This window comes from Pseudonocardia benzenivorans CB1190, assembly GCF_000196675.2.
Taxonomy (GTDB): Bacteria; Actinomycetota; Actinomycetes; order Mycobacteriales; family Pseudonocardiaceae; genus Pseudonocardia; species Pseudonocardia benzenivorans.
Genome location: NC_015312.1, coordinates 1,993,513 through 2,003,880 on the forward strand (window position 1 = coordinate 1,993,513; position 10,368 = coordinate 2,003,880).

7 protein-coding genes are annotated in these 10,368 nt (G+C 73.5%); 2 read left to right on the top strand and 5 right to left on the bottom strand.

The features are described 5' to 3' along the window. Positions 1-499 precede the first annotated feature (499 nt). From PSED_RS09540 to PSED_RS09560, 5 genes are all read right to left on the bottom strand, one after another. On the bottom strand, positions 500-1,507 hold the full coding sequence (locus PSED_RS09540) for a dTDP-glucose 4,6-dehydratase (protein ID WP_013674040.1): 1,008 nt from the start codon (positions 1,505-1,507) through the stop codon (positions 500-502). Positions 1,508-1,538: 31 nt separating this feature from the next. Next, positions 1,539-3,563 carry an O-antigen ligase family protein gene (locus PSED_RS09545; RefSeq protein ID WP_013674041.1) on the bottom strand — a complete coding sequence of 675 codons (2,025 nt, stop codon included), beginning with the start codon at positions 3,561-3,563 and terminating at the stop codon, positions 1,539-1,541. A gap of 74 nt (positions 3,564-3,637) precedes the next feature. After that, entirely contained in the window at positions 3,638-4,594 is a 957-nt protein-coding gene (locus PSED_RS09550; protein ID WP_013674042.1) for a YveK family protein, read from the bottom strand. Between the two features lie 9 nt (positions 4,595-4,603). Continuing rightward, positions 4,604-5,815, bottom strand: coding sequence for a glycosyltransferase family 4 protein (locus PSED_RS09555; protein ID WP_013674043.1), 1,212 nt, complete (start codon positions 5,813-5,815; stop codon positions 4,604-4,606). Next, a complete protein-coding gene (locus PSED_RS09560) occupies positions 5,808-7,283 on the bottom strand; it encodes a sugar transferase (protein WP_158511302.1) in 1,476 nt (491 codons plus the stop codon). Before PSED_RS09560 ends, PSED_RS09555 begins: the two co-directional genes overlap by 8 nt. Positions 7,284-7,809: 526 nt before the next feature. Between PSED_RS09560 and PSED_RS09565 the strand changes: the two genes are divergently transcribed. Together PSED_RS09565 and PSED_RS09570 are read left to right on the top strand one after the other, a co-directional pair. Next, positions 7,810-8,853, top strand: coding sequence for a glycosyltransferase family 2 protein (locus PSED_RS09565; RefSeq protein ID WP_013674045.1), 1,044 nt, complete (start codon positions 7,810-7,812; stop codon positions 8,851-8,853). Positions 8,854-9,080: 227 nt separating this feature from the next. Then, a complete protein-coding gene (locus PSED_RS09570; protein WP_013674046.1) occupies positions 9,081-10,220 on the top strand; it encodes a glycosyltransferase family 4 protein in 1,140 nt (379 codons plus the stop codon). Positions 10,221-10,368 lie beyond the last annotated feature (148 nt).

Sequence of the window (10,368 nt, forward strand, 5' to 3'; positions counted from 1 at the left end):
CGACAGCCAGCACCAACCGGCCCGTCGAACGTCGGCGCGAACGAACCGCCGACCGACGGTGTCGAGTCACGGGTCGAGATCCTTCCGAAATCCTCGCCGTCGGCCCCAACGTCCGGCTTGCTCGTACGTGCGCGCGGGGTCCCATCCCCTTGCGCCTGACGCGGATCCCGGCTCACTTCTCCCCGGGACCCGTACTGCTCCCGGGGAGAAGTATGCCGGGGGAAATGCCACCCGAACGGGCGACAACCGATCCCGTCGCCGACTTGCAGCCGAGGCAAGGACGACCGGTCGGGGGTGGTTGCCCACCCATCGCCCATCGGTTGATCGGGCGCGTCGGAGGGACGAGCGGACGTCCTCGCGTGGCCGCCCGCACCGTTGATCGCCGCCCACCGGCCGCTCGCCCCGCCCGCCGGGAGGGCCCGGCGCGCCGGCGGCCCCGGACGGCCGCCGGCCCGGGCCCCACGTGGGTGCCCGGGCCGGCGCAGGTCGTTCGGGAGGGTCAGACGAGCTCCCAGTTCCTGACCTTCTCCTCGGCCAGGAGGTCCTCGGGCGAGCTGCCGCCCTGCAGGTACCAGTCGCGCAGCTGGGAGAGGCCGTCGGCCAGTGGGACCGTGGGCGCCCAGCCGAGGAGCGCAGTGGCGCGCGAGACGTCGGCCTTGAGCCGCAGCACGTCGCCGGGACGCTGCTCGACGTGCTCGATCGTCGCGTCCCCGCCGCCGACGACCTTCGACACCGTCGCGGCCAGCTCGGCCACCGTGATCTCCTTGCCGCTGCCGACGTTGATCGTCTCGCCGACGGCGGCGTCGCTCGCACCCGCGGCCAGGATCCCGCGCGCGGTGTCCGCGACGAAGGTGAAGTCGCGGGTCTGGCTGCCGTCGCCGAAGACGACCATCGGCAGCCCCGCCATGCTGCGCAGCATGAACTTGGGGATGACCTCGCCGCTGTCGCCCTCGTGGTGGCTGCGCGGGCCGTAGGAGTTGAACGGGCGGACGACGACCGTCGGGTAGTCGTAGGTGCGGTGGAACGCGCGGGTGTAGCACTCGCCGGCGAGCTTGGACGCCCCGTACACCGTCGTCGGCAGCGCCAGGTTGTCCTCCGACATCGGCACCTGCGGGGCCGAGCCGTAGACCTCCGACGTCGACACGTAGACGAAGCGGGGGACGTCGGCCGCCCGCGCCGACTTCAGCAGCCCGAGGGTGCCGGTCGCGTTCACGCCGTGGTTCTCGACGGGGGAGTGGATCGAGTGCCGCACGCCCCGGCACGCGAGGTGGAAGACGGCGTCGATACCCGGCATCAGCGCGTCGACCCGCTCGAGGTCGCGGATGTCGGCGACCACCAGCCGGTAGCCGTCCGCCGGCAACGCCTCGAGGTTGCGCCGGTGCCCGGCCGTCAGGTTGTCCAGCACCGTGACGTGGGCGCCGTCCTCGACGAGCTGGCGCACCAGCTCGGAGCCGATGAAGCCGGCACCACCGGTGACCAGCAGGCGCTTGTTGGTGTAGGTGCCCATGTACCTTCCGTGTCCTCTCAGAACGACGTGCTCAGATGAGCCAGACGCCGCGGCGGCGTTCCTCGCGGCGGATGCGCCCGCACAGGAACAGCACGAGTGCGATCTCGCCGGCCGTGGCCAGCAGCACGATGCGCAGGGTCGTGCCGTCGACCGCGCGCTTCTCGGTGACGTCCCCGACGGAGACGGTCACGACGTTGTAGACCGCGTCCAGCGACGACTGCTTGATCGCGTTCGGCGCGTTGGTGACGATCGCGTCGCGGCGCTGGATCGCCTCGGCGGGCGAGCTGCCGACCGCGGTCACCGTCATGACCCCGCGTGTCGGGTCGGCGATGACCGTCGTCTCCTGGTTGGCTCCGCCGGCCTGGATCACCGACGCGTAGGCGGGCAGCGTCGCCACCCGTCGTCGGACGTCCATGGCGTAGCCGGGGTAGCCGGCACCCGTCGCCTGCAGGGTGAGCTCGCTGGTCGCGACGTAGGTCTGCCGGGCGAGCACCCCGACCAGGGTCGCCCCGACGACCGTGGCGGCGACCGCGGTGAGCACCGTGACGGCCGACGCGAACGCGAACGCCTTGCGCGCCCGGTTCGTCGCCCGCCGCGGACCGGGCCGGGACAGCTCGCGGTCGGTGCGCGCGACCGTGTACATGTAGCCGATCAGCGCGCAGACGAACAGGAACGTCCGCGAGTAGGCCAGGTGCAGGAAGATGCTCGCGGCGGAGAAGCCGACGATCGCCGCGATCCCGGCCGCCCCGGTGGCCCGGGTGAGCCGGCCGCCGCGCGCGTCGGGGAACGAGCCCGCGAGCCGCACGGTCGCGTTGTACGCGAGCACGAGCATGCCGATCACGAGAATCGCCCAGCCCGCCATGCCGACGATGCCGCTCTCGGAGAGGATCTCCAGGTAGAGGTTGTGCGTCGCCGTGATGTCGCCGGTCGGGCCCGCGTTGGTCAACGGCGCGTAGTGCGTCATGACGTTGGCGAACGAGCCGGGGCCGGTGCCGAACAGCGGGTTGGCCTTGAAGACGCCGAACGCCACGTCGCCGACGTTGCCGCGCTCGGTGAGCGACTGGTCGGCGGAGTAGTCGGGGGCCGACGAGACCGTCTGGGTCAGCGTCAGCAGCCGGTCGCCGATGCCGGGCAGCAGCAGGATCAGCAGCGACAGCGGGGCGAGGAAGAACGCCCGCCGCCGGATCCGCGGACCGGCCGCGATGATCCACACGACGACGGCGAGTCCGGCGGCGAGCATGGTGCCGCGTGACTGCGTCAGGTAGATGCCGAGCAGGATCGCGAACGTCGCGCCGCCGGAGAACAGCAGCTCCATCCAGTTGCGACGGTTGAGCGACCGCGTGACCGACGCCAGCCCGAAGGGCAGGCCGAGGATGAGGAACCGGCCCCAGAAGTTCGGGTCGGGCAGCGGGCCGGAATGTCGGGCCGCGGCGATGTCGGCGCCCGCGTCGGACTGGATCGTGGAGAACCCGCCGAACGTGACGTTGTTGCCGACGACGTACTCGCTCAGCGCGGTGAGGATGCTGATGAACGCCAGCGGGACGAGGATCGCGACGATCGTCCACCACGGACGTCCCGACATCTGCAGCAGCAGCGAGACGATGACGACGAAGACCAGGTCCTTGAGCGAGTCCGACAGCGAGGTCGTCGTCGAGGCCGGGTCCTGGGAGAGCACCGCGGACGGGATCAGCGTGACGAGGTAGGCCAGCAGCAGCGACGCCGGGATCCACCAGCCGGGGCGGATGCGGGCGCGGTAGCGCTTGCGGGACAGGCCGACGACCGCCGACAACCCGCACAGCCCGAGGAGCGCCATGTAGACCGACACCGGGAGCTGGGCGAGCACACCGCTGGCGTTGGCGAACTCGCTGGCGACCATGAGGCCGAGCGCGACGGTCGGCACCATGACGGCCGCGGCGACGACCCCGAGGCCGATCAGCGCGCCGAGCATCAGCAGCGTCATCGACGGGCCGACGGTGAACGCCAGCACCAGCAGCGCGACGCCGATGGCGGCGACGAAGCCGCCGTTGCGCTGGACCACGGTGCTCAGCGTCGACATCGGCCGCCGCGGTCCGCGTGGGTCACGGCCGCCCGGCGGCGCCGGGGCGGGCGACGGGCGGACGGGGGTGGTGGTCACGAAGAGGAGGGCCGCGCCGGGTCGGGTGCCGCGCCGCGCGGGGTGTAGCTGCCGGGCGGGCGACCGGGGCCGCCGGACGGGCCCTTACCGCCGCCACCCTTGGGGCCGCCGCCGTTCGGGCCGCCGCCGTTGGGGCCGCCGCCGTTGGGGCCGCCCGGCTTGCCCGCCGGGGCACCGGCGCGGCCGTTTCCGGGACCGCTGCCGGGGCCGTTCGGGCCCTTGCCGAGCGGCCCGCCGCTGCCCGGGGCGTTCGGCGGCGTGGAGGTGCTGTTGCCGGCGTTGACCGGCGCGGGCGGCATGCGGCGGACCGGGTCGGCGGCGACCGGCTGGGCGGCGACCGGCTGGGCGGCCTGCCGCTCCTCCGGCGCCTGGCGCCGCGCGCGACCCCGGGCCACGACGAGCGCGACCCCGGCTCCGACGAACAGCGCGCCCGCGAAGACGACCATCAGCAGCTGGCTCTCGGGGATGCTCGCGGGCACGGCCGTGCCCGTGGCGGGCTGCGCGACCTGCAGCGTGTACGGGCCCGAGACCTGCTGGACCGTCGGCGTCGCGGCCTGGATCAGGGCCGTCGCGGCGGCCTCCGCGCCCTGGGGGCTCGTCGTCGTCGCCGTGACGGTGATCAGGCTGGTGCTGGCCGTCGCGGCGGCCGTGACCGTGACCTGGTCGGGGGTGACGTTGGCGGCCTGCGCGGCGGGCGCGAGCCACTGCGACTGCTTGAGGACCTCGGCGCCGATCGTGGCGGCCTGGCCGCCACCCAGCGACTCCCAGTACGACGGGACCTGCTCGGCCGGCACCGTCGGCGCCGGCACGAGGGCGACCTGTGCGGTAGCCCGGTACGTCGGCTGCTCCGAGCCGACGACGAGGTGGGTCACGAGCAGGGCGACCAGTGCAGTGACCAGCCCCGTCGCGGCGATGACGAGAAGTGCGCGGCGACTGAGTCCCTGGTCGTTCACGTCGCCTCCTTAAAGGTCGGCGGTTGTTCGGTCGGCGACCCCGTCGGACCGGAGCCGCTGGACGCGCATCCGGCGGGAACCGGCCGCCGTCCGGGCGGTGAGGGCGTCGTCGTACAGATCCGCCAGCCGTCCTGCCCACCGGCGCAGATCGAATCGATCCTCGGCGAGTCTACGGGCCGCCCCACCGAGCTCTGCACGGCGTGCGTGGTCGGTGAGCAGCTCGACGACGGCGTCCCCGAGGGCGGCGTCGTCACCTGGGGCGACGAGCAGGCCGGTCCGGCCGTGGTCGACGATCTCGGGGGTGCCGCCGACGGTCGTCGCGACGGCCGTCAGCCCGGTCGCCGCGGCCTCGATGACCGCGGTGGGCAGCGCCTCGGTGAGCGAGGGCAGCAGGGCGAGCGTCGAGCCGCGCAGGATCGCGGGGACGTCGTCGCGGGAGCCCGCGAACACGACGCCCTCGCCCGCGAGGGACTCCAGCGTCGCGCGGTGCTCGCCGTCGCCGACGATCAGCAGCGTCGCGCCGGGCACGCGCTCGCGGACCGACGGCCACGCCCGCAGCGCGACCTCGTGGCCCTTCGGCTTGCGCAGCGCGGCGACGATCGTCACGACCGGGCCGTCGCCGGTGACGGCGAGATCCGCCGGGAGCGGCTCGGGCACACCGTCGGCGGGCGGGCGGTAGGCGGACAGGTCCACGCCGTTGTGCAGCACCCGCCACGACGGGCGGGGCGAGCCGTGGATGCGCTCGGCGGCCGCGCGGGCGGCCTCGGAGACGAAGATCAGCGAGTGGCCCCGGCCCGCCGAGCGGATCGCGAGCTTCTCCTTCGTCCGGGCCGGCAGTGGCCGGCCGGGGGCGGGCAGGTGGTGCAGCGTGCTCAGCACCGGCACGCCGGCCAGCCGCGCGGCCAGCGGCACCAGCACCGACGAGGTCCCGAGGTGCGCGTGCACGACGTCGGCCCGCGACTCCCGGATCTTCTTCGCGATCAGCGGGACGGCGTTGCGCTGGCGCATCAGCCGGACCCCGATGTAGCTGGGATCGAGCCCGGCGTCCTGCAGGACCGGGAAGCTCAGCGAGCGTTCCGGGGTCGGCGGCGCGAGGGACGCCGCCGACATGTGGAGCCCGAGGTCGGGGGCGACCCCGTTGAGGGTGGCGAGCAGCCGCTCGGCACCCCCGTAGGCGAACGTGTCGATGACCTGCAGGACGCGCAGCGAACGATCAGTCACGGGGCAGGGTGATCTCGTGGGTGATCTCGAGCGACCCCGAGCTCGGCTGCTCGGTCTCGGCGTTCTCCTGGGTGGGCCGGGGCAGCCGCGGGATCACGGCCGTCGGGGCGTCGTCCATCGGGGCGGGCGGCGCCGGGACCTCCGCGGGCGGGGACGGGACCGGGAGGACGGCCTCCGGCGCACGCTTCGGCACCAGCTGGGAGATCGTCCAGAAGGCGATCTTCACGTCGAGCCACAGCGACCAGGACTCGGCGTACAGGTTGTCGAAGTGCGCGCGCTGGTGGATGGAGGTGTCCCCACGCAGGCCCTGCACGGCGGCGTAGCCGGTCAGGCCCACCGGGACGCGGTGGCGGTAGCGGTAGCCGGGGATCGTCTCGTTGAACCGCTCGACGAAGTAGCCGCGCTCCGGCCGCGGGCCGACCAGGCTCATGTCGCCCTTGAGCACGTTGACCAGCTGGGGGAGCTCGTCGAGGCTGGTGGCCCGGATGAACTTGCCGACGCGGCCGAGCCGCGTGTCGGTGTCGATGTTCCAGCGGACGTCGCCCTCGCCGCCGACGGGGATCAGCGAGCGGAACTTGTAGAGCGTGAACGGGACGCCGTGCTGGCCGATGCGCTCCTGCTTGAAGATGACGCCGGGGCCGGTCTCCTTGCGCACGGCGGCGGCGATCACCGCGAGCACCGGGCTGACCATCAGCAGCGCGACGGCCGAGACGACGACGTCGATCGCGCGCTTGACGCGCCACGCGCCGCGCGGGTGGGTGATCGAGCGCAGCCGCTGCAGCGGGATGCCGTCGACCATCTCCGAGACCTTGTTGCGCTGGTGCAGCTCGAACATCCGCGGCACCACGAACACCTCGGCGTTGCTGCCGGTGAGCTCGCGGACGGCGTCGACGACCGCGTCGTCGCGGTGCGCGCCGAAGGAGACGAGGACGACGTCGATGCGGTGCTCGTCGACCAGCTGCGGGAGGACGTCGACGGACCCGAGCTGCGGGCCGAGGTCGGCGAGCAGCGGGCGGTCGTCGTCGACGAAGCCGACGACGCGGATGCCGTACTGCAGACCGTGGTCGAGGCTGCTGCCCAGCCGGGTGCCCGCCTCGTCGGAGCCGACGATCAGTGCACGCAGGTGGTCGCGGCCGTCCTTGCGGCGGTGCCGGATGATCGCGAACGCGACGATGCGCGCCGCGACGAGGGCGACCAGCACGGCCGCCCCGGTGAACAGCGCGTCGAGCGGGTGCGCCAGGCCGGTCGGCACGAGGACGGCCTCGGCGAGCACGGTCGGCACGGCGACGAGCAGCGCCGTCGCGGGGAGGTCGTCGAGCACCGAGAGACCCAGCCGCCAGGCGTTGCGCCGGCTCGCGGCGACGCCCAGCAGGACCGCCACCGCGACCACGGCGGCGGGCAGCGGCGCGAGCAGCCACGCCGACAGCCCCCCGGCCACGACCAGCGCTCCCACCTCGAGCCCGGTCACGATCAGGCCGAACCTGTTGCGAGCCGCGCGGCCCCCACGCGCATGCCTGCCCATCGCCGATGTGCTCCCCCCGGCGGACGATGCCGTCGGCGAGGCCGTCGGACGATTCGCCGATTCGAATACGTCGGTCAACTACGTTCCTCCTCGAGAAGGCACCGGGCCCCCTTGCTGCAGGGGGGCGCGAGGCGCTCCCTGCGACCCGGGCACTCACGACGGCCATCGCCGCTATCCCTAAAGACGTTTCACCGCCGGGGATGTTGCCTCCGGACTTCGAGCACTCCGTCGGGGTAGCCGATGCCCCCGTCAGTGGAACCTCTGTGACGGTGTGTTTCTGCTGTCCGCCGTTCGGCGTACACGTTCGGGCGATCGGCCCTCTGGTGAGCACGCGCTTCGTCGCGAAGGAGAACTCCCAGGTCGCGAGGGGGTTCCGGGAATGAGTGCAGGTCGGTGACAGGCCGCGGGCCGGGGTGTCGGTGCTCCCGAGTACGGTCGGGCCGCCCCGACGAACGGCCGGAAGGTGGAGTCCGTGACAGACCCGGATACGGTCGCCGAGACCGTGACGGAGACCACACTTGACGAGGCCGGGGACCTGGTGACCGTCTTCGTCCCCGCGCGTGACGAGTCCGGTTTCATCGGCGCCTGCCTCGGGTCGGTCCGTGCCCAGGACCATCGCAACATGCAGATCGTGGTGGTGGTCGACGGCGGCAGCCGCGACGACACCGCGGAGCAGGTCGCCGCCATGGCCGCCGAGGACCCCCGCATCGAGCTGCTGCGCAACGACCGCGGCGGCATCCCCGTCTCGCTGAACATGGCGGTGGCGGCCGCGCGCGGCCGATGGCTGGTGCGGGTCGACGCACACTCCACCGTCCCGGCCGACTACGTCTCCACCGCCGTCGCGCTGCTGCGCGAGGGGGAGTGGGGCGGTGTCGGCGGCCGCAAGGACGGACGTGGCGTGACGCCCGTCGGCCGCGCGATCGCCGCGGCCCTCGCCAGCCCCTTCGGCGTCGGCGGCTCGGTCTACCACCACGGCACCGAGCGCCAGGAGGTCGACCACATCCCGTTCGGCGCCTACCCGACCGCGCTCGTGCGCGAGCTCGGCGGCTGGGACGAGAACCTCGTCGCGAACGAGGACTTCGAGTTCGACCACCGGGTGCGGCTGGCCGGTCACAGGCTGCTGTTCGACCCGGCGATGACGATCAGCTGGCACAGCCGGCAGACCATCCGCGACCTGTTCCTGCAGTACCGGCGCTACGGCCGCGGCAAGGTCGCCGTCGCACTGCTGCACCCGCGCTCGATGCGCCCGCGTCACCTCATGATCCCGGCGTTCGTCGCCTACCTGGCCGGCGCGCTGCTGGTCGCGCTCCGCCGCCCGTCGGCCGGGGCCGCGCTCGTCGCGCCCTACGCGGTGGCCGTCGCCGCCGCCTCCGCGCGCACCGCCCGCGACCTCGCGGCGGGGGAGCGGAAGTACGTGGCGCCCGCGTTCCTCGCCATGCACCTGGGCTGGGGGATCGGGTTCTGGCAGGGCGTCGGCGACGAGGCCGTCGCCCGGCTGCGTGGTGGGGCGCGATGAACGAGCGTCAGCGAGTGAATGATCGTCACAGCGCCCGCGCGCAGCGCCGACCGAGCCCCGGCGAGGGAGTGCGATGAACGAGCGTCGGCGAGTGAATGATCGTCACAGCGCCCGCGCGCAGCGCCGACCGAGCCCCGGCGAGGGAGTGCGATGAACGAGCGTCGGCGAGTGAATGATCGTCACAGCGCCCGCGCGCAGCGCCGACCGAGCCCCGGCGAGGGAGTGCGATGAGTGCGCAGGAGACAGGGGCGGCGCCGGAGGCGGGCGTGGGGCCCACCGGGCACCGGCTCAAGGTTCTCCTCGTCGGGAAGTCCTATCCGGACCGCGGCGGCATCCCGACGTTCCTGGAGATGCTGCGCGGCGGCGCGCTCGCCGAGCGGCACGACGTCCGGCTGCTCAACGTCGCGCACTCCGGGGTCCGCGAGGGTGGCCGGTTCACGACCGGCAACATCGGCCGCACGATCAGTGACGCGCTCGCCGTGCGGCGCAACGCCCGGCGTGCCGACGTCGTGCACATCCATTCCGCGCTCGCGCCCGCGGTGACGGTGATCCGCGCCGGGCTGCTCGCGCTCGCCGGCCGCAGCCGGGGCTGCTCGGTCGTGGTGCACGCGCACGGCGGCAACATCCAGACCTGGCTGACGACGCCGGTCCGTCGCATGATCATGCGGCTGGCGATGGCGCCCGCGCACAGCGTCGTCGCCGTGTGGACGGCCGGCGAGGACGCGCTGCGCGCGGTGCTGCCCGCGGGCAAGGTCCGGCTGGTCGACAACGGGGTGCCGCTGGAGAACGTCCCGGAGCCCGAGGCCCCCCACGATCCGCCGCGGATCCTCTACGTCGGCCTGCTGACCCCGCGCAAGGGTGTGCTCGACCTCGTGGAGGCGTCCCGGATCCTGCGCGAACGCGGGGCGGAACACGAGCTGCGGCTGCTCGGCGGCGCCCCCGACGAGGGACCGGAGGCCGAAACGGCCGTCCGCGACAACCTGCCGCCGTGGGTCACGCTCCTGGGCACGCGCGATCCCGCCGACATGCCCGCCGAGTACGCGGCCGCCGACGTCTTCAGCCTCCCGTCGTGGTGGGAGGCCATGCCGCTGTCGGTGCTCGAGGCCATGGCGGGCGGGCTCCCGGTCGTCGCGACCGACGTGGGCGACGTGGCGCGCGCCGTCGACGACGGGGTCACCGGCCGGGTCGTGCCCGTGCAGGACCCGCAGCGGCTCGCCGACGCGCTCGAGCCGCTCGTCCGCGACGTCGCGGCGCGCCGGGCGATGGGTGCAGCCGGGCGTCGCCGCGTCGAGGAGCGCTTCGCGGCCGACGTCACGGCGCGCAACCTCGACCGCCTCTACCAGGAGCTCGATCACCGGAAGCGGTGACGGGAACGGTGAGTTGCTCCGGCCGGCGCACCGTCGTTCGGACACGCCGTTACCCTGCTCGGGGTAATACATCGCCGAGGCCATCCGAGGACGACCAGTTGACCAGAGCACGTGGCGAGGCGCTGCGCCGTCCCGTCCCCGCCCCGAT